Origin of the sequence: Planococcus sp. SE5232 (assembly GCF_050686535.1) — a bacterium.
GTDB lineage: Bacteria > Bacillota > Bacilli > Bacillales_A > Planococcaceae > Planococcus.
This window is the reverse complement of record NZ_JBOGCP010000001.1, coordinates 1,521,106-1,546,277: the sequence shown is the minus strand read 5'-3', so window position 1 is coordinate 1,546,277 and position 25,172 is coordinate 1,521,106. Positions and strand designations below refer to the sequence as shown.

The following is a 25,172-nucleotide window of genomic DNA, read 5'->3' as shown; positions in this document are numbered from 1 at the left end:
CCGCGGAGTGCTTTTTCTTATGGATTCTTCTTTTTGTTGAGTACCAGCTTCATCCCTGCTTGGCCTTCAGCCCCGATGAACAGCTCTGTAACCGGTCCGCTTTTCACAATTCCGGTAACATGAAGCTCGATCGTATCCAAATTGTAATCAGTCATATCTTTCACTAGCTCTTGTATCTTATCCAACGAAACAGGGAAAGCTTTTTTAAAATTGGCGCTTTCCAGATGAAACTTCCCTTCTTCTTTCTCATCTTCTTCAATGACCGGCAAATAAAACATCAACTCTTCATTTTCAGCCATTTTGAAACCCCCTTTATTTTTTGACACACGGCAGGAAAGAAACTAAATCTTATTGGCATAATACCCGTTATGAGAGATTTTAACTGTAGAATAAAAACAAAATAAAAAAAGCACTCCGAAGAGTACTTTTTATTTTTTAGCTGGTTTGCCAGGTTTAGTTGAGGCTTTATTCATCTGAGACATCATTTGATTGATTTTCTTCTGAGACGGTTTTTGTCCCATTTGCATCATCATGATTCGCAGCATTTCTTCATTGATTGGTGGGTTATCTTGCAAATATTTCATCATATATCGACGTGCGATAAAGAATCCAAGTGCAACACCTGCGAGTAAAGCCACGATAACGATTACGATCCAGATCCATGTATCCATTCTTGTTACCTCCTTCGTGTTGCGTAAATAAGTAGTGCACCACAATGGATTATACTATAAAAAAAGAATTGTGACCATAAGCAGGAAAATAATAAAGAGAAACTTCCCGCATTATAAGGTTCTTCCTTCTTTCACTATTGAATTTAAAGAAAAAATGGGAGCAGTAGATGCCCCCATCTTCCATTTTATTGTTCGTTGATCAAGTTTTTCACTTTGTTTGCTACGTTATCGACTGTGAAACCTAACTCTTCCATAATGCGGTCGCCTGGTGCACTTGCACCGAAACGGTCGATTGCCAAGATGTCGCCTTCGTCGCCTGTGTAGCGATCCCAGCCGAATGAAGTACCGACTTCGATAGCCAGACGTTTCTTGACAGTTTTCGGAATAACGGATTGCTTATATTCCTTGTCCTGTTTTTCAAAACGGTCCCAAGACGGCATCGAGACAACGGATACTTCAATTCCATCTTCAGCCAATTGTTTTTGTGCAGCTACAGCCAAGCTTACTTCAGAGCCGGTCGCCAGCAAAATCGCCTGAGGATTTTCAACAGGCGATACTACATAAGCACCCTTTTCGACGCCTGCTTCAGCAAGTTCAGCACTGTTTTCCAAAATTGGCAAGTCCTGACGTGAAAGCACTAATAAGGTCGGTGTCGTTTTAGCTGTCAATGCCAAACGCCATGCAGCTTTTGTTTCATTGGCATCTGCAGGACGAACCACGCTTAAGTTCGGCATAGCGCGAAGAGAAGCCAAATGTTCAACCGGTTCATGAGTCGGACCATCTTCCCCTACTGCTACACTGTCATGCGTGAAGACGTAAGTGACAGGAAGCCCCATCAATGCAGCCAAACGGATCGCAGGACGCACATAGTCACTGAAGACGAAGAACGTTCCACCGAAGACATGAAGTCCGCCGTGAAGAGCCATACCGTTTAACGCAGCACCCATTGCAAATTCACGAACACCGAACCAGATATTGCGGCCTTCAGGATGTTCAGCGTCAAAGTCGCCAGCGCCCTTGATGTTTGTTTTGTTTGAACCAGCAAGGTCAGCACTGCCGCCGAAGAAGGAAGGAACCGTTTTAGCGATGGCATTGATCATGTCTCCAGAAGAAGAGCGAGTTGCCTGTTTTTTACCAAATTCATAGGTTGGGAACTCGGCATCAAAGTTTTCAGGAAGATCGCCACGGATTGCCATCTGCAACTGTTCTGCTAATTCCGGATGAGCAGATTCATATTGCGAATATAATTCGTTCCATTCAGACTCTGCTTTTGCTCCAAGCTCTTCAGTTGCCTGTTCAAAAGTTTCATAAACTTCTTCCGGCACGTGGAAATCCTGATCGAATGTCCATTCGTAATATTCTTTCACCAATTTCATTTCATCTTCGCCCAGAGGTGCGCCGTGTGCATCCGCTTTACCGGATTTATTTGGAGCTCCGTAACCGATAACGGTTTTGACTTCAATCAATGTCGGCTTGTCTGAAGATTCCTTGGCTTGTGCAATTTTTGCGGACAAGTCGTCCAATACATTGCCATCATCTACGCGCAAGTAATTCCATCCATATGATTCAAAACGCTTTTGAACGTTTTCAGAGAAACTTTTGCCAAGTGGCCCGTCCAATGAAATGTCGTTGCTATCATACAATACAACCAATTTATTTAATTTTAGATGGCCGGCAAGGGAAATGGCTTCTCCCGCCACGCCTTCCATCAAATCTCCATCACCGCACAAAGCGAATGTGTTGTGATCTACGATGTTCATCTCATCTTTATTATAAGTAGCTGCTAAGTGACGTTCAGCCATCGCCATACCAACTGCCATGCCAATTCCTTGGCCGAGTGGTCCGGTCGTTGCTTCAACGCCTGTAGTGTGGCCGTATTCAGGATGTCCTGGTGTTTTCGAATCCCATTGGCGGAAATTTTTGATTTCATCCATTTCCAAACCATAGCCGCTCAAGTGAAGAAGGCTGTATAGAAGCATGGAACCATGTCCTGCCGATAACACAAAACGGTCACGGTTAAACCAGTCCGGGTTTTTCGGGTTATGGTTCATGTGTTTTGTCCACAATGTATACGCCATTGGAGCTGCGCCCATTGGCAATCCTGGATGGCCAGAATTTGCTTTTTCGATTGCATCGATGGAAAGTGTACGAATTGTTGTCACTGCAAGTTGGTCTGCGTGGGTTGACATAGTAACATCCTCTCTCAAACAAAAAATTTAATCCCTTTCTAGTTTAGTCAACAATAGTAAAGAATACAATAAAAAAGAGAATAAGTATTTAATTCAAATACTTATTCTCTCGAATATTTTTGACCTTTTCAGGAGTTACATCATTTCCTTCCGGGTCTATCACTTTTACATTTTCGATTGTGCCACGCATTGTCTTACGGAAAGTCTGTAAATATTCCTCACGTAATGAAGATTGTTCTTTAGCTTCTTCCTTTGACAAGCCTGTCGTTTTCGACTGGCGTGATAATTGGTTTATACGACTTAATTTGTCTGGTGATAACATAGACATCCACCTTTCTTCTTTTCATATGGTACAAAAAAAGTCAGGTTTCTGCAATGGTTTAGTCTTCCATCAGCTTTTCATACTCTTTATAACGGCGATGGACCGTCGCTTTGCTCGCCTGATATCCGAATCCCTGCAACGTAACAGCGATTTCACTGAAAGTCAGGCCATTGGTCTTCAAGCTTACAATCTGATCAATAGGGAGATCGAGACGTTCCCGCCCGTCGGGATTGCCTTTCCCTTTCAGATTCTTCTCTGGTTTATAACCGTTTTCTACAGCGCGTTTCATGCCACGTTTGATTTTGGCATTATGTATTTTGCGCTGATATTCTTCTACAATCGCTAGAATTTCAAGTACCATGTCATCCATGTCGTTTAATGAAATCGGACCACGATCTGATAACGTATAAACATCTACTCCGTACTTTTTCATCACATGCAATAGCGCGATGCGCGCATGGCCCCGGCCTAGGCGTGTTTCATCCTGTATGAACACAGCATCGACTTTATCAGTCTTAATGCTGTTCAGCATTTCCAACAGGCCATCGCGATCCATCTCGTAGCCGCTGTGCTGATCGGTAAAAACACCATCTACTTTATAGGATTGTTCAAACGCAAACTTCATCAGTTCTTCTTCCTGTCTCTCTAAGGAAGATTCCTGTGTATCTTTGGTCGTGCTGACACGGCAATAAATTAATGCGTTTTTCTTCATTCAGCATCACCTGCAAATTTACTGGTCTCATCAGGAGCAAATCTTAAATGATCACTGGGAATCTTGAGGGATTGCCCGGCGATGATTTTAGAAGTTGAAAGGTTATTCTCTTTCATAATCTCTTCTATCCATTCGTGATGGGGGGTAGTGCCACTGAACGATTCTGCTAATGTCCAGAGTGTGTCGCCTTCTTCTATTTCAACTTGGCTCATTTGTGCACTGTTTGTATTATGGGACAGGATCGCATAAAAAGTAAACACCATAATTAAAGCAAAAAACAAGATTAAGTAAGAATTTTGTCGGATGATCGTCAAATAAATCGCCTCCTGGGAATGAGTGTTCGGAATGTATGTTCTCATATTAATGCGAACAGGTGTTTTTGTCAAGAATAAAATTCGAACCTATGTTTGCATTTCACAGCCCGAGTTGGTATACTATTGGTAGAAATCAAGTAGTATTACTCAAATGAGGTGAAACTGTTGAAAAAAGTATCCAAACGCCAAGAAGACATATTGTCGTTTATAAAAGAAGAAGTCCGCTTGAAAGGCTACCCGCCATCCGTGCGTGAAATCGGGGAGGCAGTCGGTCTTGCATCCAGTTCGACCGTACACGGCCATCTAGCTCGTCTTGAAAGCAAAGGCCTGATCCGCCGCGATCCAACAAAACCAAGAGCAATTGAAGTTATCAGCACTGATGAAGCGCTTATTGATAAAAGTCCTGTATTACACGTCCCGTTAATCGGTAAGGTAACTGCCGGTATCCCGATTACGGCAATTGAAAATGTAGAAGAATACTTCCCTCTTCCCCAAAGCTATGGCACAGAAGATGATCACATCTTCATGTTGGAAATCATGGGTGAAAGTATGATTGAAGCTGGAATTTTAAATGGTGATTATGTCATTGTGAAGCAGCAGCAAACTGCTAATAACGGAGATATTGTTGTCGCGATGACTGCGGAAGACGAAGCAACAGTTAAACGTTTCTTCCGCGAAGAGAGTTACTTCCGCCTACAGCCGGAGAATTCATCGATGGATCCAATCATCGTGGATCAAGTTTCGATTCTGGGTAAAGTCGTAGGAGTTTATCGCCAAATCCATTAAACAAAAACCACCGGGAAATTTCCCGGTGGTTTTTGTTTGTATTTTTATTATGTAAACTTGACTTCCGGTTTACCGTTTCATGCAACTGAACGCTAAAATTACAGGAATTCTTTTTCTTCTAATGTACTCCTGTTCATCTTCGAAGTACTGAGGTTTCGGCTTCCCTTCCTGCAGACCAGTAACTGTAAATCCCGCCCGTGTAAGTGCCGAGAAATAACTTTCGATGGTTCGATGATGTTTCACCACTATTTTATCGATCCACGGTTCCTGCCGCTCCCCTTCTTCGAAATATTCATCTACAATCCAACTGCCTCTTCTTTCACCAGATTTTTTGCTTTCAAAAGAAGAAGTCGTCAGCGGATGCTGAACACTAAACACAAATCTCCCGTTGTCTTTCAACGACTTATAGATGTTTTGAAATAATTGGTCCACTTCGGACAAATAATGCATCACTAAGCGTGAAACGACAAGATCATATTGACTTTCCGGAAAATTGAATGCTTCCATCTTAGATCTTGTAATCTGAGCCTCTAAACCTTTTAAGTTTACTGATGCCAATCTGCACATTTGTTCCGATCCTTCCACTCCATGATAGTGCAGAGCTCCAGACTCCAGCAGCTCTTTTCCGAACAAGGCATCTCCGCACCCCAGATCCAGTACCCGCTTATTTTGGAATGCTCCCAGCAGTTCATAGATGACCGGCTTTTCAATGCTGTTGTTAGGACTTTCAAGCCGATTTCTTCTTTGCAGGAAACTTTCTAAAAAATCTTTTTCTTCGTATGCACTTGACCCTTCGTATTTCATTGTATCCCTCCATAATTCGATTTACAGTTACGTTTTAGCTCAAAAAAAGATGCTGCATAAGCAGCACCTTCCGCGCAGCTCATAGAGAAGAAATCTTCTATAATTCACTGACTTTTATATATTTAACCAAATTGATGGTGATGCGATAAATATTACCCGTTTCCGTATCAGAAATTTCATAAGTACCATTGGAAGGGATTTTGCTCAATGCCGACTCTTTATCTACTGCCTGGACGTTATGAATAAATGTATTTCCCTCATCAAAATTAAATTCTACTTGAAACGACTTCATAACAATGGCCTCCTTCTAGCTATTTACTTTGTCTTCGTGAAACAGTCTATCATACATATAATATTATTGCTGTTTATATAATTCCTTATAAACAATGACTTTAAGAGCAAGCAGTTCTTCTTCATTTAAATCTTCTTCAAGTTTTCGGATCACTTCATCAGCAGACATCGAGCCATCTTCAACACCAGACTTCATTTTAGCCAAGTCTTTTATCCCTACCTTTTTAATCACTGTCCCTGCGGCATCTCCAGTTGTCTGGAACGGTAAAGTCTCGCTTTTTTGTTCAGCAACTTGTGCCTCTTCTATGTACTCAAGCATTTGAGGGTCATTTTCTACATACTCCACTATTTTTTCCATTTGGCCACTATTCCGCAGTTCTTCAGTCGCTTCAGCAACCAGGCGATCCGCCGAAAAATCCGGACCTACAACATAGACACCGATCCCAGCAAATGAGAAAAAGATTAAAAAGATAATAATTGTCATTAGAAAGCGCATAGCCGAATTCTCCTTCGCTTTTAGATTATTATAACAGTAGACGGAAAAAAGTGTATAAAGTTACCATAAAAAAAGAAAACCTCAGTTTTAATTCTTTTCAGAACTAAACCCAAGGCTCTTTTCTTTCAATTAAGCATATTCCTTACAAAATCATCGTTTCTGCTGCTCAGCAATCCACCAGTCTATGTGCTCCAAGTTAAAGATCACAATATCCTGATATGCTTTGCGATGCGGAATCTTTCTTTTCGACATTAAATCTGTAATCTGCTCTGCAGCCAGTGGATAATTTACTGATTCCAAATAGTCTACTAAATTTGAAAGTCCTTGAATTTTCCTCAATTTAATCCCCTCCCACAAAATCTTCCTTCAGTTCATCCGAAGGAAAATTCAGTATGAGTTATTAAATTTTTTGGCTGCAATTAATTATAACCTTAAAATACAGCCTGTAAACCATTTTTTGATTCCATTATTATTCTGTTAGGTTGATTATTATCATGCCTTTTTTCCCCGACATTGCTGTAGACCTATTATTTTTCAGCTGGTCATACTTGTCGATCACTAAATGAGGACAGCCTTATAGTGAAAATTCGTTTTTCCAAAACAAAAGCACCTCCGAAGAGATGCTCAAAATCCTTATTATTTCTTTTGTAAGGCCAATACCGCATATCCTTTATCTTCATTAAAGTTCCAGTCGACATAAATATCATCTATCGGCCTTTTCAATATTTTCTCTAATGTGGATTGTTTAAAAAGTTTATATTCCAATGGCCGTTTTGCAAGTTTCAGCGTTTCTGAAAACCCCAGATTAATAAGTTCCTTCTCAAGAAGAGTGAATATCTCTATTCGCCTTATTAACAGGGTTCTTTCACCCAACCAGAAGAGCTCAGTTGAACCAGGCTCTTTTTGTCCGATTTCACTTATTTTGATGATTTCTTCAAGAAGTGTTTTCTCATCCACTTCGCTTGGCCACGGCTTCTTCTTAATGTCCCCCTCTTTAAGGACCGCTAGAATCATACCGGATTTTTGATCTAAATTCCAATCGGCATAAAGCTCTTTAATATCCAGGTTTGCTTCTTTCCAAAAGTTTATTTTAAATTCTTGCTCTATTTCTTCCATTAATAAATCTCTCAGTTCGAGAACCTTGGTGCCTTCATTTTTACTGAGAAGAATTTTTTCCATTGGTGATAAAAACTCTCTTATTTGTATACAAATAAAGGGGTGAACGATATTGACGTAAACCGACTTTGGACCCTTGCCGAAATGAGAACGCAAAATCGTTGACGAAAACCTGCTGATAATAGCTTCAATCGTCTTTTCCTGCTCTTTTACCATTTTAATACCCCTCTGAATGGAAGATAGAATTCTTTCCATTCTATCAACCATACAGGAGTTTGGCAGTGACTACTATTAATCGCGCTTACTCCGCTAATATTAGTGCTAATCTCTTGATACGTAGTGTCAGAAGCTTGTGTACTTTACCATAATACTCAGTAATCCGCTGATCAGGAATCAGCTCTTTGGCTTTTCTCATAAGCCCGTTCCTTCTTATTGTAGCGGATGTAGCCATTTCCGAAAGCGACAAGCGAGGTGATCCAGAGTGAAATAACAGCTGCATTTAAAATCATGAACATGATTTCTCCTCCTCTTTACGTATCAGCAATATGCTCGAGTATTAGAATAAATTTTGACCTAACTTTTTTAGAAAACACCTGGTGTTGAGTTATTTACCATTAGTCGAGTTAACCTACCAATAAGTTTCTTTCTTATTTCAATTTCAATCATTTCTTTAATCGCCTTCAATTTCAAAAGGCCATTCCATTGAGACATATAACGACCAGTTTGGGTAATCATATGGACATTCTCTGCTCCGAACCTTTCGACGAAAACAAAAAAACCGTTGGAGCTTTAAAGCTCCAACGGTTTCATGCAGTACTTTTAATACATTTTCAAGTATTGCTCGCGCTCCCAAGGGTGGACGCTTGTGCGGAACATGTCCCACTCAATTTCTTTCGCTTCGACGAAGTTGTTTAAGATATGTTCGCCTAACGCTTTAGTCATGACTTCATCTTTTTGAAGTTCCTGCAAAGCATTGTGAAGAGTGCTTGGAAGATCTTCGATACCAACTGCTTCACGCTCTTTTTGGTTCATCGCATAGATATTGCGATCCACCGCTTTTGGCGGAGTCATTTTCTTGCGGATTCCATCAAGACCAGCCCCTAAAAGAACAGCCATCGCTAAGTATGGGTTCGCTGCAGGATCTACTGAACGCACTTCTACACGTGTAGACAAGCCGCGTGATGCCGGAATACGCACTAACGGACTACGGTTTTGGCCGGACCAAGCGATGTAACAAGGCGCTTCGTAACCAGGCACTAGACGTTTGTACGAGTTTACAAGCGGGTTGGTTACCGCCGTAAAGCCTTTAGCATGTTCAATGATTCCAGCTATGAATTGGTAAGCTGTCTCACTCAATTTCATGTCGCCGTCTTCATCAAGGAATGTGTTGCGGTCTCCGTCGAACAAGGAAAGGTTCATGTGCATTCCTGAACCACTGACTCCGAATAATGGCTTCGGCATGAATGTTGCGTGGAGTCCGTGTTTACGGGCAATCGTCTTAACGACCAATTTAAAAGTTTGGATTTCATCACATGCTCTAATGGCATCTGCATATTTAAAGTCGATTTCGTGTTGCCCTGGTGCTACTTCGTGGTGGGAAGCTTCGATTTCAAAGCCCATTTCCTCCAGTTCAAGAACGATGTCGCGTCGGCAGTTTTCACCAAGGTCCATTGGTGCCAAGTCAAAATATCCACCGTGGTCATTCAATTCAAGAGACGGTTCGCCTCTTTCATCAAGTTTGAACAGGAAGAATTCAGGTTCTGGCCCAAGATTGAAATGTGTGAATCCAAGCTCTTCCATATCCTTCAATACACGCTTTAAATTCGTACGTGGATCTCCAGGGAATGGCGTGCCGTCCGGGCTGTATATGTCACAGATTAAACGAGCTACTTTTCCTTTACCAGTGATCCAAGGGAATACTACCCATGTATCCAGGTCAGGGTATAAATACATATCAGATTCTTCGATGCGTACAAATCCATCGATAGAAGATCCATCAAACATCATTTTGTTATCGAGTGCTTTCTCCAATTGGGACGTCGGTATTTCAACGTTTTTGATGACTCCAAGAATGTCGGTAAATTGCAGACGGATAAAATTAACGTTCTCTTCTTTTACTAATTGATGAATGTCTTCTTTTGAATACTTGCCCATGTTCTCTTCACTCTCCTATGAATGTTGTATGTAAGCCCATTTCAATTAAAGAAACGGGATAAATCACTTTGTCTGAAGCCGCCTCTTTCCACAGGTCTTGCCTGGTGCTTCAACTCTTCATGCAGCAACTTTCGCAGCTCCGCATCGCTTAAGTTTTTCGGCTCCAGCTTTTCGTTTGCAGGCGTTTCTCTCATATCGTATATTTTCTTGATGCCTGCAATATTAAGCCCTTGATCCAGGTAGTCCTTAATTTCAAGCAGGGTATCGACGTCGTTCAATGAAAACATACGCTTATTGCCTTCTGTTCGGGCAGGGCTGATTAAATCATGCTCTTCATAATAACGAATTTGTCTCGCTGTCAATTCCGTCAGCTGCATTACGATGCTGATCGGCAAAAGCGGCATCGTCCGTCTCACCCGGTTCGTCATAAGATTCACCCATTTCAAATAATTACTACTCTTACAGCATATATCATGTTAGATTATTTGTCAAACAAATGTTATGTTTTCTAACATAAAAAATTTCCGTAAAAATGATACGGAAATTAAATTAGATTCATTTGAGTTTTTTTAGAGAATCCACTGAATTGAGCACCGCAATTTTTACATGCTCATATGTGAGTCCGCCCTGGACAAAAGCTGTATAAGGAGGCCGGATCGGCCCGTCCGCTGTCAGCTCTATGCTGGACCCTTGGACAAATGTACCTGCTGCCATGATGACATCGTCTTCATAACCTGGCATATAGGCCGCTTCCGGTTTGAATTGGGCATTGACCGGCGAGCTTGCCTGAATGGTTTGGCAAAAAGCAATCATCTGATCAGCTGTTTGGAACGATACGGATTGGATCAAGTCTGTCCGCTTATCGCTCCAGTGGGGTGTCGTTTTCATCCCAGCCCGCTCCAATAAGGCTGACGTAAAGATTGCCCCTTTTAATGCTTGAGAAACGATATGGGGAGCCATGAAAAAGCCCTGGTACATATCTGGCAATGCATTCAATGACGCACCTGCCTCTGCTCCTATACCCGGTGAAGTCATTCGATAACCGCATTTTTCGATTAAATCTTTTCTGCCAGCGATATAGCCTCCAATTTTCGCCAGGCCGCCACCCGGATTTTTGATAAGGGAACCGGCAATCAAATCCACCCCAACTTCAATTGGCTCTTGCTGTTCCACAAACTCACCATAACAATTATCGACAAAAATGATGGCTTCAGGTTTGAGGCGGCGAATATTCAACACCATTTCACCGATTTCTCCTATCGTAAAGGAAGGACGTGTATCATAACCTCTGGAACGCTGAATCGCAATCACTTTCGTCTGGCTGCTGATCGCTTTTTCTGCGGCTGACCAGTCGATGTTATTATCCTTGTCCAGTTCCACGTGCTGATAGCTGATGCCGAAGTCCTTCAGCGAACCTGTATCCTTTTCACCGCCGGATACGATGGAGTCCAGTGTATCGTAGGGTTTTCCTGTTAGATAAAGCAACTCATCTCCAGGACGCAGCACACCGAACAATGAGATCGTAATGGCGTGGGTCCCCGAGATGATCTGCGGACGGACAAGAGCGGCTTCTGCTTTAAAAACATCCGCATATACCCGTTCAAGCGTATCCCGTCCTTCATCGTCATAGCCATATCCAGTTGATGGATTGAAATGATGATCGCTGACGCGTTGGCTGTGGAAAGCCTCCAACACTTTTTTCTGATTTACGTAAGCCGTTTCATCGGCCAGCTGCAGCTGGGCCTGAATCGTTTCTTCTATCGTTTTTATCGTTGTAAGCATGTAATTCTCCATTCTCTTCAATTTCTCTTTCTATTATGCGGCATGACTTGAAATAGCGTCAAATTCTGCTACAATTCATAGAGTTGTATGTTAAGGAGGAATAAGGCTTATGGCTTGGGAAGTACTGAGCGCCATCGGTACGATTGCTTTTGCAGTATCCGGTGCAATTATCGCGATGGAAGAAGAATATGATATCTTCGGCGTTTACCTTCTTGGCGTTGTCACCGCCTTTGGTGGAGGCGCCATCCGGAATTTATTGATTGGAGTACCCGTATCGGCTCTATGGGAACAGGAATTCATGTTACAACTTGCCCTTATCTCGATTACGGTTGTTTTCTTATTTCCCCATAAATTGCTTGGCCATTGGAATCGCTGGGGACATTTTTTTGATGCCATAGGATTATCAGCCTTTGCCGTTCAAGGAGCCATCTATGCAGTTGAACTTGAATTGCCGCTCTTCGCTGTGGTAGTGGCAGCTGTACTAACAGGGTCTGGCGGAGGAATTATCCGTGATTTATTGGCTGGAAGAAAACCCCTTGTTCTGAAATCGGAAATTTATGCTGTATGGGCAGCATTGGCGGGACTGTTCATCAGCTTTAATCTAGCCAATTCCGATTTGATGCTTTATTCTTTGTTTGTCCTGATCACTATCCTGCGAATCCTGTCCTATACCTTCAAATGGCGATTGCCGGCACGCAAAATCCAGATTTCGTAGCCTATGTCCGGCCAGCTCGAATGTCTGAACTCCCATGAAGAGCTGTGACAATATATGTTATCAATCATAAAAATAGACCGCTTGGCATATGCCGAACGGTCTGTTTTTATGATCTTTTATGCGATTGTTTCGCCATTCCAGGCAGTCATTCCGCCTTCAACATTAATCGTATTGATGTCGTTTGACTCTAAAATACCACAAGCCATTTCGCTGCGGCGGCCTGCACGGCAAACCATATAATATTCTGTTCCTGCATCCAGTTCCCCTGTGCGGTCTGCAATTTCACCGAGAGGAATATGTTTGGCTCCAGGAATCATTCCTGCAGCTACTTCGTCGTCCTCACGAACATCAATGATGTTCAATTCTTCTCCAGCCTCTACTCGTTCTTGCAATTCATCTGCTGTAATGGTTTTCATGGATACGCCTCCTGAATTAAAATCCTATTCACCTGAAAATGCTATACCCCTAAAAGCTAGCTGTCAACCTGAAAAGCGTAAGCAGCCGTTTAGGCCCGACAAGCATAAGCCGCACAGCCGGAGCGCCTTATGACCCGAGGGGCTGGGTGCTGAAGCTGGACACTGAAAAGCGGAAACGGCCGTTCAGCTCCGACAGGCAAGAGGTGGCTCAAAGGTAGTTTGAGCCACTTCTTTGCGACGAAGCACAAAGTGCTGCAGGAGCAATAAGGTTTAGACGGTCTGGCGAAGCGGCTTATTTTCAGCCGCACAGCTGGGCTGGCTTATGACTTAAAGAGCTGGGCGCTGGAGTCTGGACACCGAGAAAAACGCAAGCAGCCGTGTAGACTGACAACAAAAGCAACCATAAAACATAACAAAAAAGCCGGACTGCAACTGCAGTCCGGAATCCATTCTACTCTTCGTGCTCAATCGCTACAGCTTTTGCAGGAGAAAATGTTGAAATGGCATGTTTGTAGATTAATTGCTGCTTGCCTTCTGTTTCGACCAATACCGTAAAATTATCATAAGATTTAATGGTTCCTTTTAATTGAAAGCCGTTGAGTAAAAATACTGTAACATAAATATTATTTTTACGAAGCTGGTTTAGATAGACATCCTGAATATTGATCGGTTTCATGTGAATCCCCCTATTTCTCTACTTGTGATTGATTTGCCGTAAGTCTATCAATTCGACAGTTTCTGTCATTTTCCTGCATGAAAGCGGTTATTTCCTGGAGATTCTTTTCGGAATCCTTCAAGGCATCAATCCAGAAAATCGGCAATTTGTTCTTAAAATAGGTAAACTGCCGTTTGGCATATTTACGCGAGTTCTGCTTAAGCTTGATGATCGCATCTTCAATGCTTGCACGTCCATCGAGATAGTCATAAATTTCCTTATAGCCGATTGCCTGAATCGACTGCGCTTCCCGGATGCCTCTTTGCCGTAAAGCTTCGACTTCTTCAATCAAGCCGCGTACCATCATGCTGTCTACACGCTGATTGATGCGTTCATACAGGATATCTCTTGGAATATCCAACCCGATGATGACTTCATTGTACATTGGCGACAACGTCAGTTCACGGTCGCTTTTTTCCTGGCCGCTCACCAGGTTTTCAATTGCCCGCACAACGCGGCGCGCATTATTAGGGTGTATCGTTGATTGCGGATCCAGTTCCAGCAATTTCTGGTGCATCTTTTCAGGACCGAATTGTTCCAATTCCTTATTCAGGCTGTCGCGCAGCTTTTGGTCGACCGCTTCTTCGGAGAAGCGATAATCGAACAACACCGCCTGCACATACATTCCCGTGCCGCCGACAATGATCGGCAGTTTGCCCCGCGAACGTATTTCCGCAATTTTCTCCCGTACCAGCTTTTGGTATTCAGCTACCGAAAAGCTTTCATCCGGTTCTTTAATATCCAAGAGATGGTGAGGAATTCCCGCCATTTCTTCCGGTAAAATCTTTGCTGTCCCGATCGTCATATCCCGGTAAATCTGCATGGAGTCCCCATTGATGATTTCGCCGTCCATCTGTTTGGCCAACTCGAGGCTCAAAGCGGTTTTTCCGGATGCTGTCGGACCAACAATGGCCACAACGTCAATCATTTCCGCACATCCAATCACCAATGATTTCAAAGTGTGCGTGGCGATCAAGTTCATTCAGCAATTCATGTCTGCCCTGTTCTGAGAGGTAAACTTTAACATTGACCATTCCCGCTTCAACAAATTGCTTCGCTGAGCTGAAAACGCCTTTGCCGTTATCACCAACCGGATCCTTTGCTCCACTGATCAACAGGACCGGCAAGTCTTTCCGTATTTTGGCGATTTCTGAAGGTTTATTGATGACAGCAAGACCTGAGAACAAATCGATATAAAACTGATTGGTCGATTCAAAGCCGCACCAAGGATCAGCTTCATACTTCGCAACTGCTTCTTTGTCCCGGGTCAACCATGCATTGGAGGAACCTTCTTCTTTAAACGGTTTATTGTAGTTGCCGAAAGTCATCTTGCCGAGTGCTTTACTCGGCTGCTGCTTGCCCTGTGATTTCGCTGAAGCCAGCGCCACCGCCAACCCGATTTTCCCGGCAGTACCGGGATCTCCGCCAGTTCCGGACAAAACCACGCGACTGATGTCTTCGCTATGCAGCTGCATATAACGGCGAGTCACAAACGAACCCATGCTGTGGCCAAATAAGATCAGCGGCAGATTGCCGGTCGACATTTGCACTTCCGTAATGACTGCATGGGCATCCTCCACCACACGTTCAAATCCATCCTCATCCGCAAAATAGCCTTTTACACCGTTGCGTTCTGCTGTTTTTCCATGGCCACGCTGGTCATGCGCAGAGACGATGAATCCGCGGGAAGCCAGATACTCCGCGAATTCCGTATAGCGTCCGATGTGTTCTGCCATTCCATGAATGATATGGACATGTCCAATCGGGCTTGGTGGTTCATAACGCATAACATAGAGTTCCTGCCCATCGGAGACGCGTATATAATCTTTGCTCATCTGCATTCTCCACACCCCTCCTTAACGTGTCGTTTCACCTATGCTATATCCATACCCAAAACTCTTTCGGGTAAGCCTTGAAAAGTTTAATTCATAACACGTTTAAACATTTTTTCAACATCATAGGTTCTGAAATGGATGATGACGGGACGACCATGCGGACAAGTGAACGGCTGTTCCGCTCTTTTCAAATCCGCAAGCAGGCGTTCCATATCGTGTTTCTGAAGAAAGTGATTGGCTTTGATCGACCGCTTGCAGCTCATCATGATCGCCGCATCTTCACGCAGCTTCTTAACATCCACTTTCCGTTCAGTCAGGACCTGTTCAATCAAATCTTCGATGACTTCCTGTTCGAAGCCTTTCGGGAACCAGGTCGGGTATTCCCGGACAATAAATGAAGTCTCGCCAAACTCTTCGAGGAATACACCGCTATCGGACAGGACATCCAGATGATCTTTTAATCTTAAGGCTTCGTCCCGACTGTAGTGGAAAGTCAGCGGCAAAAGCAGGAACTGTCTTTCATCGCTGTCGATCTCCCCTACTTTTTCGCGGAAGTATTCGTATTTGATGCGTTCCTGTGCTGCGTGCTGATCAATCAGGTAAAATCCGTCACTACTCTGCGCCACAATATAAGTGCCATGGATTTGGCCCACCACTTCCAGTTCTGGGAATTGCGGACTGTCATCTTCTTCAGGCTCATCTAGCGGCGGCAGTTTCTCTTCAATCGGCACGGGATCAAGCTTGATCGCTTCCCGTTCCTTTTCAACCGGGAGCTCATGCCATTCCTCAACTGCATTGTCAGGCAGTGGCTGCTTCGGCTCTTGGACTGTAAACGAACTTTTCCATAGATCCAATTGCTTGGTAGGTGCTTGTTTGACCGGTTTCGGCTTGTCGATCACGGGAGCACGAACTACCGTACTGATGGTCCGGCGAATGGTTTCATATATCAATTCCATCAATTCTTTTTCTTTGCTTAAGCGGATCTGCTGTTTGGCAGGATGGACATTGACATCCGTCAAATAAGGATCGCCTTCGATATTCAAGACAACAATCGGCTGCCGCTCGAGCGGCAAAAAGGTATGGTAAGCTCTATGGACCGTATTGGCGATAGCGTAGTGCTTGACCCATCTTCCGTTGACGAACAAGGATATATAGTTTTTATTGGCGCGCGTGATTTCAGGCAATGAAGCATAACCTGAAACCTTATAGTCATGCGACTGCCCTTCAAATGGGATCATCTTCTTGGCAATTGCCACTCCATATATATCAGCCAGCACACGTTTGATTTCTCCGCTGCCGGAAGTCTGCAGAATCGTTCTGCCATCGTGCGTAAGCTTGAACGCGATTCCAGGATAGCTCAGTGCAAAACGATTGAGGAGATCGATTGTATGGCCAAGTTCCGTCTGCAGCGTTTTCATGTACTTCAAGCGTGCAGGTGTATTGAAAAACAATTGATCGATTTTGATATCCGTCCCTTTTCTAAGAGAACCGGCCCGGTGCTCAGTCAGGCGGCCACCTTCCATCTGTACAAAGGTTCCACTCACACCATCTGATGTATGCAAGGTCACTTTTGAGACCGAAGCGATACTGGCCAGTGCCTCCCCGCGGAATCCAAGCGTCCGAATACGGAAGAGATCATGTTCATTGGCTATTTTACTGGTGGCGTGGCGGGAAAATGACAGCAAAGCATCATCTGCGTCCATGCCGGCACCATTATCGATGATTTGGATGGAGGTCAGCCCCGCTTCGATGAGCAGCACTTCAATTGCCGTGCTTCCAGCATCGATGGCGTTTTCCACCAACTCTTTGACGACTGAGGTCGGCCGTTCCACCACTTCACCAGCGGCTATTTTATTGGATAGAGGTTCGTCCATCAATTGAATGATGCCCATAGTCTCACTCCTTATCGTTTAACTTTTGCTGCAGGTCGTTAAGCATCTGCAGAGCTTGAAGCGGTGTCATCTCGGATACTTGAACGTCTTTGATTGTCTGCAGGATTTCATCTTTTTCAGTATCTGCATCATCAAAAAATGATAATTGCTCAATGGTTTTTGGCTGTTGTTTTTTATCTTCTTCAAAAGTTTTCAGCAATTCACGGGCACGTGCCAGAATCGGTTCCGGCAAGTTCGCCAGCTCGGCGACGTGAATGCCGTAACTTTTATCAGCTGGGCCTTTTTTCACTTTGTGCAAAAAGACCACTTTGCCCGATTGCTCCATTGCCGCCACATGGACATTATGCAGTTTATCAAGCGAAGCTTCCAGCGCCGTCAATTCATGATAATGCGTAGAAAACAAGGTATTGGCGCCGATTTCTCTATGGATGTATTCAATCATCGACTGGGCAAGCGCCATGCCGTCATAGGTCGATGTGCCTCGTCCAATTTCATCAAACAGCAATAAGCTGTTTTTGGTAGCATGGGTAATGGCGTATTGCGACTCAAGCATTTCGACCATAAATGTACTTTGCCCTGAAACAAGATCATCAGCCGCTCCGATTCGAGTGAAGATCTGGTCGACAATCGGAAGATTTGCGGATTCAGCCGGCACATAACTGCCGATCTGCGCCAACACAATCGTCAACGCCACCTGCCGCATATACGTACTCTTACCCGACATGTTCGGCCCTGTAATCAGCAGCATGTTTTGGCCTTCCGCTAGAACGCAGTCATTCGGTACGTAATGCTGCTTATTGAGCATTTTTTCAACGACTGGATGACGCCCTTCAATAATGGAAATTTCATTGGCATCATTGAACTCAGGTTTCACAAAACGATATTTCTCAGCAACATTGGCGAAACTCAAAAAGACATCCAGTCCGCTGAGCGAAGAAGCCAACCGCTGAATACGTGAAATATACTGTTTGACTTCATCTCTGATGGCCACGAACAAATCGTATTCAAGGGATAGGCTCTCTTCTTCAGCCGTCAAAATCAATGCTTCTTTTTCTTTCAGTTCAGGCGTTGTATAACGCTCTGCGTTGGCCAAGGTCTGTTTGCGGTCATAGCGCTCCAGATCCGCCAAGTGCATATTGGCTTTGGACATTTCAATATAATAGCCGAAAATGCGATTGTAGCCAATTTTCAGGGATTTGACGCCTGTCAGTTTGCGTTCTTTCTGCTCAAGCTCTGCAATCCAGTTTTTGCCGTTGCGTGAAGCATCCCGGTATTCATCCAGTTGCTGATTGAAACCGTCGCGGATAACGCCGCCTTCTTTTGAAGACAGGGGCGGATTTTCACTGATGGCCTGCAATAACTCGCAGACTTCTATACAGCGGTCCAGCTTTTCGCTGAATTCCATCAATGCCGGATTGCCCGAATTGGACAGCTCTTCGATCAGCGTCGGCACTTTCTCAAGCGAACTCCGGAGTTGCGCTAAATCGCGTCCACTTGCGCTGCCAAAGGCGATACGGCCCGACAGACGTTCCAGGTCATAGACTTCCTTCAATAGCCCCTGGAGCTCTACACGCACGAAATACTGGTCGATCAAAGCTGCTACCATCTGCTGGCGTTCTTCGATCATCCGCTTGTTCGCCAAAGGCTGATGCAGCCATTGCTTGAGTTTCCGGCTGCCCATTGCTGTTACGGTTTCATCCAACAGCCACAACAGCGTCCCTTTTGTCTCCCCGCCGCGGATCGACTGCAGCAATTCCAGATTGCGCTTCGAATGGAAATCGATGCTCAATAATTGATTGTTTTCTTTGTAGGCAAAGGTTTGGATATGGTCGAGTGATTGCTTTTGGGTGCGGGAGATATACGTCAGCAATCGGTGGCAGCTCATCTGCAGATCTGCCGGACAAGCGGCTACCTGTGCTGGAGCCAGCGGATAAGCGTCTTCCATCGTTTCGATGGATAACACCAAGTCCTGTTCTTCTTCGGTCAGCAATAAAAACAATTGCTCTGAAACCACCAACTCACGGATGTTTAAGGACTGTAATTCCTGCAGCAAGGCTTTTTCCGTCCCCATTATGTATGTGGCTGTCGCTTCACCTGTGCTGATGTCTACGTAGGATAAGCCAAATCCATCTGCCAGCTCATCGGCAGCTGCTAAAAATACATTTGATTTGGAATCGACACTCTTTCCTTCTGTATGTGTGCCTGGTGTAACGAGGCGCACCACTTCACGCTTGACGACTCCTTTGGCCGTTTTCGGATCTTCCACTTGTTCGCAGATGGCCACTTTATGGCCTTTCAATATTAATTGATCGATGTAATTCTTCGCTGCATGATGGGGAACACCGCACATTGGAATACGGTCATCGCCAGTTCCCCCACGGCTCGTCAGTGTAATTTCCAAAATTTGCGATGCGTTGATGGCATCGTCGTAAAACAACTCATAAAAATCGCCCATACGGAAAAATAAAAACGCGTCCAGGTATTCGGACTTCACTTGAAAATATTGTTGCATCATCGGTGTCGGTGCCATTTTAAAACCTCTTTCAAATCGATTCGTCGTTTCTCCATTATATCAAAAATCAGGGCTGAAAAGAAAAAACTGAAAGAGCTTTGGCTCTTTCAGTTTCAAGCTGAAGGGAAAATTTTGGGTTGGTGCTTTTATTGAACACTCATGGTTGTTTTCGCTTTTCTTTTGTCCAGCTCCAGCGATCAGCCCCTCGGGGTCATAAGTCCCTCTGGCAATGCAGCTGAAGAAATGCCGCACAGCCAAAGCGTCTTATGCCTGTCGGAGCTGAGCGGCCGTTTCCGCTTTTCTTTTGTCCAGCTGCAACGGCCAACTCCTCGGATCATAAGCCAACCCAGCTGCGTGGCAAAGTGCGCCACACTGCTGGTCTGTCTTATGCCTGTCGGAGCTGAGCGGCCGTTTCCGCTTTTCTCTTGTCCAGCTCCAACGGCCAACTCCTCGGGTCATAAGCCAACCCAGCTGCGTGGCAAAGTGCGCCACACTGCTGGTCTGTCTTATGCCTGTCGGAGCTGAGCGGCCGTTTCCGCTTTTCTCTTAATCGCAGCTTCCCGGTGTGTCGTTGCGGACTTTTGATCCCGTTTCGCCGCGCAGCAAGTCGCCGCCAGTTTCCGTGATGATGTTGTTTGTCACTTGGTTTGCGATAGCCGTTGAAACCATCTGCAATAACGAATTGACGTCGCTTTGGGATTGCTTGAATTCCTGGACGATCGGGACTGCGTCGATTTCTTCTTCGATTTTGGCAATTTTGCCTTCAATCAAATTCAATGCGCGTTCTTTGCCGTATGCCTGGAAGTTGACTGCTTGTTTCTGCAGACTCTTCAAGCTGGCGATTTTTTCACGGATCTGTTGGTTTTCATTGATTTGTGCTTCCGCACGCTTAAAGAAATCCACTTCTTCTGTTGCTGCAATCATATCTGCTACTTCGCGCGCTTTGGCGACGATTTCCTGTTTTGTATACGTCATTTTTAGACACCCATTTCTGGTCTGATACGACTTCTATAAGTTCACCGTTCAACGACCATTTTTTAGTTTTAGTAATTCTGACTGCTCGATGTAATACACACGCAGCTATTTACAAGCCATGCTTTTCAAGCTTGCCACTCTATCTGATTGTACAGGTAAATGGATCGGGTCGACAAGATTTCCGCCTTGTACAAGGACGATAATTAATGAATCGCCGATATTTGTGTCAAGTTGATGAAAAACAAGACAGCGCATAAACATTTTGAAAAGATTCTTTAACTTTCCCGAATTTTTCTGCGAAAAACAAAGCTGGGCCAGTCGAGTGAAATCAATGTTCTCTATTCGTGAAAAAACTTTCAATCGATACCTTATTATACTGAAATTCAGGTATGTTCTACAAGGTGTCTGTTCCAATTGTCGGAGTTTCGTCAAGAAGCTGGAGATTTAGCCTTGGAACGGATAATCCTCATTGATGTAAACCCGTTCAAAAGCTTTCGCTTTGCCTGTTTGGTCATCGACTTCGGTAAAAAACCCGCTGACCACTGAACGGCCGCGTTTCGGCACTTCGAATCGCGTTGGCATATTCGTTTTGAAACGGTAGAGCACCGCTTCTTTATTCATACCTAATATTTCATCATACGGCCCGGTCATTCCAACATCCGAGATATAGGCTGTACCATTCGGCAAAATGCGTGCATCGGCTGTCTGAACATGTGTATGGGTACCGACAACGACTGACGCGCGGCCGTCTAAATGCCAGCCCATCGCAATTTTTTCACTGGTCGCTTCTGCATGGAAGTCCACGAACACCAATGGAGAAATCGCTTTGGCTTCCGCGATTAGTTCATCCGCTTTTTGGAATGGGTCTTCATGCGGCGGCAGGAATACGCGGCCATGCAGATTGATCACAGACAAAGTCTGGCCGTTTTTTGTCACCGTCGCCATGCCTCGCCCTGGTGCTTCATCCGAAAAGTTGGCAGGTCGGATCAAATAATCCACTTCATCGATGAAGTCAAAAATCTCTTTCTGGTCCCATGTATGGTTACCCATTGTCACCATATCCACACCCATAAACAGTAGATCCTGATAAATGGCTTTGGTGATGCCGCGTCCTGCTGCTGCGTTTTCGCCATTTGCAATGATGACGTCGGGCGAATACTTTCTTTTCAATCTAGGCAAATACGATTCCAATGCATCTCTTCCGATTGATCCTACAATATCTCCAATAAATAAAATTTTCACAAACTCACCTTTTTCCATAAGAAAAAGGCTTCTTTGAATAGACATTCATCGAAGCCTCACCCTTATTATTTTGCGTATTCAACTGCTCTGGTTTCTCTGATAACCGTAACTTTGATATGACCCGGATAATCCAGTTCCTCTTCAATCCGTTTCCGGATATCCCGAGCCAGACGGTGTGCCGTCATATCATCGATTTGTTCAGGGCGAACCATGATACGGATTTCGCGCCCCGCTTGAATAGCGAATGATTTCTCAACGCCTTCATACGATTCGGAAATTTCTTCAAGTTTTTCTAAGCGGCGGATATAATTTTCCAGTGTTTCACTTCTTGCACCAGGCCGGGCGGCAGACAATGCATCTGCTGCTGCAACAATGACCGAAATGATCGATGTCGCTTCCGTATCTCCATGGTGGGAAGCAATACTGTTAATGACAACCGGATGTTCCTTGTACTTGGTCCCAAGCTCTACGCCGATTTCTACGTGGCTTCCTTCCACTTCATGATCAATCGCTTTACCGATATCATGCAAGAGTCCGGCACGTCGAGCAAGCGTAACATCTTCCCCAAGTTCTGCTGCCATCAAGCCTGACAGGAATGCAACTTCCACAGAATGCTTCAGTACATTTTGTCCATAGCTCGTACGGTAGCGAAGGCGTCCAAGAATTTTGATCAAGTCAGGATGCAGGTTATGTACACCTACGTCAAATGTGGTTTGTTCACCAATTTCACGAATTTGTTCATCCACTTCGCGTCTTGACTTCTCGACCATTTCTTCAATGCGTGCAGGGTGGATACGGCCATCTGATACCAGTTTTTCCAGAGCCAATCGTGCTGTTTCACGGCGGATTGGATCGAATCCTGACAGAATGACTGCTTCCGGTGTATCATCGATGATTAAATCGATACCTGTTAAGGTTTCAAGCGTTCGGATATTACGTCCTTCACGCCCGATGATACGGCCTTTCATTTCGTCGTTTGGCAGGTTGACTACCGATACGGTAGTTTCCGCGACATGGTCTGCTGCAAAACGCTGCATAGCCAATGACAAAATGTTTTTCGCTTTTTTGTCCGATTCTTCTTTGGCGCGGGCTTCCGATTCTTTCATCATTACAGCAATGTCAGTTGAAAGTTCTTTTTCAACATCCTGCAAGATGATCGATTTGGCTTCTTCCCGTGTCAGAGATGAAATGCGTTCCATTTCGGACTGTTGCTGGCGGACTAACTCCTCAGCTTTGCTCTCCATCTGTTCAATATGCTGTTGTTTTTCTGCGAGTGCTTCGTCTTTACGTTCCAGACCCGCTTCTCTTTTGTTTAATGCATCATCCTTGCGATCTAAATTTTCTTCTCTCTGCAACAACCGATTCTCTTGTCTTTGTAATTCAGATCGGCGTTCCCGAATTTCAGATTCTGTTTCAGTACGCAATTTATGATTTTCGTCTTTCGCTTCCAATAAGGCTTCTTTTTTCAGCGCTTCAGCTTCTCGTTTTGCATCTTCGACTATTTGCTCCGCAGAATTTTTAGCGCCTGCAATATTGGAGTCGTTTGCTTTTTTCACTGCAAAATAACCAACAACTACACCGACGATGACACCAAGCAAAGCGAAGATGAACTCATTAATACCCATTCGGACACCTCCTCTTGCTATTAATTTTTTTCATTTCAAAAGATGAATAATGAAAACTTTCTTTCACTGCAACTAGTTTAAAATTAGTAAATTATACAATTTTAATTGTATAGATGGACTTATGTCGTGTCAACCCAGGAAAAGCAGAAGCGGCCATGTATGGAAGCTAACCTAAGTACGCGACTTCCTGTCGCAACGGTTACCTGATCCACATCCTGTGGACCTCCGACAGGCATAAGACGATCTGGCGAAGCGGCGTTTTTTCAGCCGTCCAGCCAGAGTGGCTTATGAGCCGAGGAATTGGCCAGTAGTCTAATCGGTTTCCCCCCGAACTTCCCCATCCCTTAAACCAGAATCACCACAGAAAAGCCGCAAAGCTTCTGCTTAGCGACTTTTCCTTACTTATGATGAGGAACCTTATTTATCGTCTTCGTCAATCAAAAGATTGAATTCTTCAGGCTCTTCCTTGCTGCCTGCAATTGTATAAGATGCAGCTGCCATCCCATAAGACTCACGGATTTTTCCTGAAATCTCATTGCGGACTTCCGGATTGTTTAAGAGGAATTGCTTCACATTTTCACGGCCTTGACCGATTCGTTCTTCATTGTACGAATACCATGAACCACTCTTTTGAATGATTTCCAGTTCAGAACCGATATCGACGATTTCACCTTCACGAGAAATCCCTTTTCCGTACATAATATCAACTTCAGCTGTACGGAACGGTGGTGCTACTTTATTTTTAACCACTTTAATTTTTGTTCGGTTACCAATGATATCAGTACCGGATTTCAATGCTTCGGCACGGCGCACTTCCAAGCGTACAGATGAATAGAATTTCAACGCACGGCCACCGGGAGTTGTCTCTGGGTTACCGAACATAACACCGATCTTTTCACGGATCTGGTTGATGAATATGACAATCGTGTTTGATTTATTGATGACACCTGACAATTTACGCAAAGCTTGCGACATCAAACGTGCCTGCAATCCCATATGTGAATCGCCCATTTCGCCTTCAATTTCCGCTTTTGGCACCAATGCTGCAACAGAGTCGACAACCACAATATCAACTGCTCCGCTTCGGACAAGCGCTTCAGCGATTTCCAATGCCTGCTCACCTGTATCTGGCTGAGACAAAAGCAATTCATCGATATTAACACCCAAATTTTTTGCGTATACTGGATCCAACGCATGCTCTGCGTCGATAAATGCGGCTGTCCCACCAGTTGCCTGAACTTCTGCAATCGCATGAAGAGAGACAGTTGTTTTACCCGAACTTTCAGGACCGTATATCTCGATTACGCGCCCACGCGGATATCCGCCTATTCCTAGCGCTGTATCCAATGCCAATGAACCACTGGAAACAGATGATATATTACGGTCGGTTTTTTCCCCCAATTTCATGACAGAACCTTTACCGAATTGCTTTTCTATTTGTTTTAACGCCATGTCTAATGCTGCTTTACGATCGCTCAAAAGAAATCCTCCTCTAAATGAAAACCTAATTTTCTACCTGTTTCTAGTATACTAGCTTATTGAGAAATATACAAGAAAAAAGCGAACGTTTATTCGCTTTTGTTTTTTCAAAACGAATTTTTAAACGCC

Annotated in this window: 27 protein-coding genes; 2 read left to right on the top strand and 25 right to left on the bottom strand. The window is 44.2% G+C overall.

Going from position 1 to position 25,172, the window contains the following annotated elements; all coding sequences use genetic code 11:
- Nucleotides 1-17: 17 nt before the first annotated feature.
- The 6 genes from ACRC6Q_RS07235 to yneA all read right to left on the bottom strand — a co-directional run bounded on the left by ACRC6Q_RS07235 (nucleotide 18) and on the right by yneA (nucleotide 4,208).
- On the bottom strand, nucleotides 18-299 hold the full coding sequence (locus ACRC6Q_RS07235; RefSeq protein ID WP_431466124.1) for a hypothetical protein: 282 nt from the start codon (nucleotides 297-299) through the stop codon (nucleotides 18-20).
- 129 nt (nucleotides 300-428) lie between these two features.
- Complete coding sequence (locus ACRC6Q_RS07230; protein ID WP_058384996.1) at nucleotides 429-671, bottom strand: YneF family protein; 243 nt, start codon at nucleotides 669-671, stop codon at nucleotides 429-431.
- Between the two features lie 185 nt (nucleotides 672-856).
- Nucleotides 857-2,860: a transketolase gene (gene tkt / locus ACRC6Q_RS07225; protein WP_431466123.1), complete on the bottom strand. Its 2,004-nt coding sequence runs from the start codon at nucleotides 2,858-2,860 to the stop codon at nucleotides 857-859.
- Between the two features lie 88 nt (nucleotides 2,861-2,948).
- On the bottom strand, nucleotides 2,949-3,182 hold the full coding sequence (locus tag ACRC6Q_RS07220; RefSeq protein ID WP_223633034.1) for a DUF896 domain-containing protein: 234 nt from the start codon (nucleotides 3,180-3,182) through the stop codon (nucleotides 2,949-2,951).
- A gap of 58 nt (nucleotides 3,183-3,240) precedes the next feature.
- Nucleotides 3,241-3,894, bottom strand: a complete 654-nt coding sequence (locus ACRC6Q_RS07215) for a YneB family resolvase-like protein (RefSeq protein ID WP_223633038.1) — start codon at nucleotides 3,892-3,894, stop codon at nucleotides 3,241-3,243.
- The gene (gene yneA / locus ACRC6Q_RS07210; RefSeq protein ID WP_223633041.1) at nucleotides 3,891-4,208 is read right to left on the bottom strand and encodes a cell division suppressor protein YneA; all 318 of its coding nucleotides are present in this window, start codon (nucleotides 4,206-4,208) and stop codon (nucleotides 3,891-3,893) included. Before yneA ends, ACRC6Q_RS07215 begins: the two co-directional genes overlap by 4 nt.
- Before the next feature lie 165 nt (nucleotides 4,209-4,373).
- Here yneA and lexA point away from each other — a divergent pair, with 165 nt between their 5' ends.
- Entirely contained in the window at nucleotides 4,374-4,994 is a 621-nt protein-coding gene (gene lexA / locus ACRC6Q_RS07205; protein ID WP_223633044.1) for a transcriptional repressor LexA, read from the top strand.
- A 69-nt stretch (nucleotides 4,995-5,063) separates the two neighbouring features.
- Here lexA and ACRC6Q_RS07200 read toward each other — a convergent pair whose 3' ends face one another.
- The 9 genes from ACRC6Q_RS07200 to ACRC6Q_RS07160 form a co-directional block, all read right to left on the bottom strand.
- A complete protein-coding gene (locus ACRC6Q_RS07200) occupies nucleotides 5,064-5,798 on the bottom strand; it encodes a class I SAM-dependent DNA methyltransferase (RefSeq protein WP_431466122.1) in 735 nt (244 codons plus the stop codon).
- Nucleotides 5,799-5,895: 97 nt separating this feature from the next.
- Nucleotides 5,896-6,090, bottom strand: a complete 195-nt coding sequence (locus ACRC6Q_RS07195; protein WP_223633050.1) for a hypothetical protein — start codon at nucleotides 6,088-6,090, stop codon at nucleotides 5,896-5,898.
- Nucleotides 6,091-6,153: 63 nt separating this feature from the next.
- Nucleotides 6,154-6,585 (bottom strand): hypothetical protein, encoded by a 432-nt coding sequence (locus ACRC6Q_RS07190; RefSeq protein WP_431466121.1) that lies wholly within the window; start codon nucleotides 6,583-6,585, stop codon nucleotides 6,154-6,156.
- A 150-nt stretch (nucleotides 6,586-6,735) separates the two neighbouring features.
- Complete coding sequence (locus ACRC6Q_RS07185) at nucleotides 6,736-6,924, bottom strand: hypothetical protein (protein ID WP_223633058.1); 189 nt, start codon at nucleotides 6,922-6,924, stop codon at nucleotides 6,736-6,738.
- A 297-nt stretch (nucleotides 6,925-7,221) separates the two neighbouring features.
- A complete protein-coding gene (locus tag ACRC6Q_RS07180) occupies nucleotides 7,222-7,917 on the bottom strand; it encodes a Na-translocating system protein MpsC family protein (RefSeq protein ID WP_223633060.1) in 696 nt (231 codons plus the stop codon).
- 170 nt (nucleotides 7,918-8,087) lie between these two features.
- Nucleotides 8,088-8,216 (bottom strand): hypothetical protein, encoded by a 129-nt coding sequence (locus ACRC6Q_RS07175; RefSeq protein ID WP_263298521.1) that lies wholly within the window; start codon nucleotides 8,214-8,216, stop codon nucleotides 8,088-8,090.
- A gap of 304 nt (nucleotides 8,217-8,520) precedes the next feature.
- Entirely contained in the window at nucleotides 8,521-9,855 is a 1,335-nt protein-coding gene (gene glnA / locus ACRC6Q_RS07170; protein WP_431466120.1) for a type I glutamate--ammonia ligase, read from the bottom strand.
- Between the two features lie 41 nt (nucleotides 9,856-9,896).
- On the bottom strand, nucleotides 9,897-10,283 hold the full coding sequence (locus tag ACRC6Q_RS07165) for a MerR family transcriptional regulator (RefSeq protein ID WP_298828342.1): 387 nt from the start codon (nucleotides 10,281-10,283) through the stop codon (nucleotides 9,897-9,899).
- Nucleotides 10,284-10,410: 127 nt separating this feature from the next.
- Nucleotides 10,411-11,637, bottom strand: coding sequence for an aminotransferase class I/II-fold pyridoxal phosphate-dependent enzyme (locus tag ACRC6Q_RS07160; RefSeq protein ID WP_431466119.1), 1,227 nt, complete (start codon nucleotides 11,635-11,637; stop codon nucleotides 10,411-10,413).
- A 109-nt stretch (nucleotides 11,638-11,746) separates the two neighbouring features.
- On the opposite strand from ACRC6Q_RS07160, the gene ACRC6Q_RS07155 reads away from it, so the two are divergent.
- Complete coding sequence (locus ACRC6Q_RS07155) at nucleotides 11,747-12,352, top strand: trimeric intracellular cation channel family protein (protein WP_223633069.1); 606 nt, start codon at nucleotides 11,747-11,749, stop codon at nucleotides 12,350-12,352.
- A gap of 116 nt (nucleotides 12,353-12,468) precedes the next feature.
- Here ACRC6Q_RS07155 and ACRC6Q_RS07150 read toward each other — a convergent pair whose 3' ends face one another.
- The 10 genes from ACRC6Q_RS07150 to recA all read right to left on the bottom strand — a co-directional run bounded on the left by ACRC6Q_RS07150 (nucleotide 12,469) and on the right by recA (nucleotide 25,043).
- Nucleotides 12,469-12,768, bottom strand: a complete 300-nt coding sequence (locus ACRC6Q_RS07150) for a rhodanese-like domain-containing protein (protein WP_223633079.1) — start codon at nucleotides 12,766-12,768, stop codon at nucleotides 12,469-12,471.
- 451 nt (nucleotides 12,769-13,219) lie between these two features.
- Nucleotides 13,220-13,444 carry an RNA chaperone Hfq gene (gene hfq, locus ACRC6Q_RS07145; RefSeq protein ID WP_146556690.1) on the bottom strand — a complete coding sequence of 75 codons (225 nt, stop codon included), beginning with the start codon at nucleotides 13,442-13,444 and terminating at the stop codon, nucleotides 13,220-13,222.
- 10 nt (nucleotides 13,445-13,454) lie between these two features.
- A complete protein-coding gene (gene miaA, locus ACRC6Q_RS07140) occupies nucleotides 13,455-14,411 on the bottom strand; it encodes a tRNA (adenosine(37)-N6)-dimethylallyltransferase MiaA (protein ID WP_431466118.1) in 957 nt (318 codons plus the stop codon).
- Nucleotides 14,404-15,324 (bottom strand): lysophospholipase, encoded by a 921-nt coding sequence (locus tag ACRC6Q_RS07135; RefSeq protein ID WP_431466117.1) that lies wholly within the window; start codon nucleotides 15,322-15,324, stop codon nucleotides 14,404-14,406. The genes miaA and ACRC6Q_RS07135 overlap by 8 nt, the downstream gene beginning before the upstream one ends.
- An 80-nt stretch (nucleotides 15,325-15,404) precedes the next feature.
- Entirely contained in the window at nucleotides 15,405-17,210 is a 1,806-nt protein-coding gene (mutL, locus tag ACRC6Q_RS07130) for a DNA mismatch repair endonuclease MutL (protein ID WP_431466116.1), read from the bottom strand.
- 4 nt (nucleotides 17,211-17,214) lie between these two features.
- Nucleotides 17,215-19,740 carry a DNA mismatch repair protein MutS gene (mutS, locus tag ACRC6Q_RS07125; RefSeq protein WP_223633088.1) on the bottom strand — a complete coding sequence of 842 codons (2,526 nt, stop codon included), beginning with the start codon at nucleotides 19,738-19,740 and terminating at the stop codon, nucleotides 17,215-17,217.
- 528 nt (nucleotides 19,741-20,268) lie between these two features.
- Nucleotides 20,269-20,697, bottom strand: coding sequence for a RicAFT regulatory complex protein RicA family protein (locus ACRC6Q_RS07120; protein WP_223633090.1), 429 nt, complete (start codon nucleotides 20,695-20,697; stop codon nucleotides 20,269-20,271).
- 444 nt (nucleotides 20,698-21,141) lie between these two features.
- A complete protein-coding gene (locus ACRC6Q_RS07115) occupies nucleotides 21,142-21,939 on the bottom strand; it encodes a TIGR00282 family metallophosphoesterase (protein WP_223633098.1) in 798 nt (265 codons plus the stop codon).
- A 65-nt stretch (nucleotides 21,940-22,004) separates the two neighbouring features.
- A complete protein-coding gene (rny, locus tag ACRC6Q_RS07110; RefSeq protein WP_223633105.1) occupies nucleotides 22,005-23,564 on the bottom strand; it encodes a ribonuclease Y in 1,560 nt (519 codons plus the stop codon).
- 417 nt (nucleotides 23,565-23,981) lie between these two features.
- The gene (gene recA / locus ACRC6Q_RS07105) at nucleotides 23,982-25,043 is read right to left on the bottom strand and encodes a recombinase RecA (RefSeq protein ID WP_223633119.1); all 1,062 of its coding nucleotides are present in this window, start codon (nucleotides 25,041-25,043) and stop codon (nucleotides 23,982-23,984) included.
- Nucleotides 25,044-25,172 lie beyond the last annotated feature (129 nt).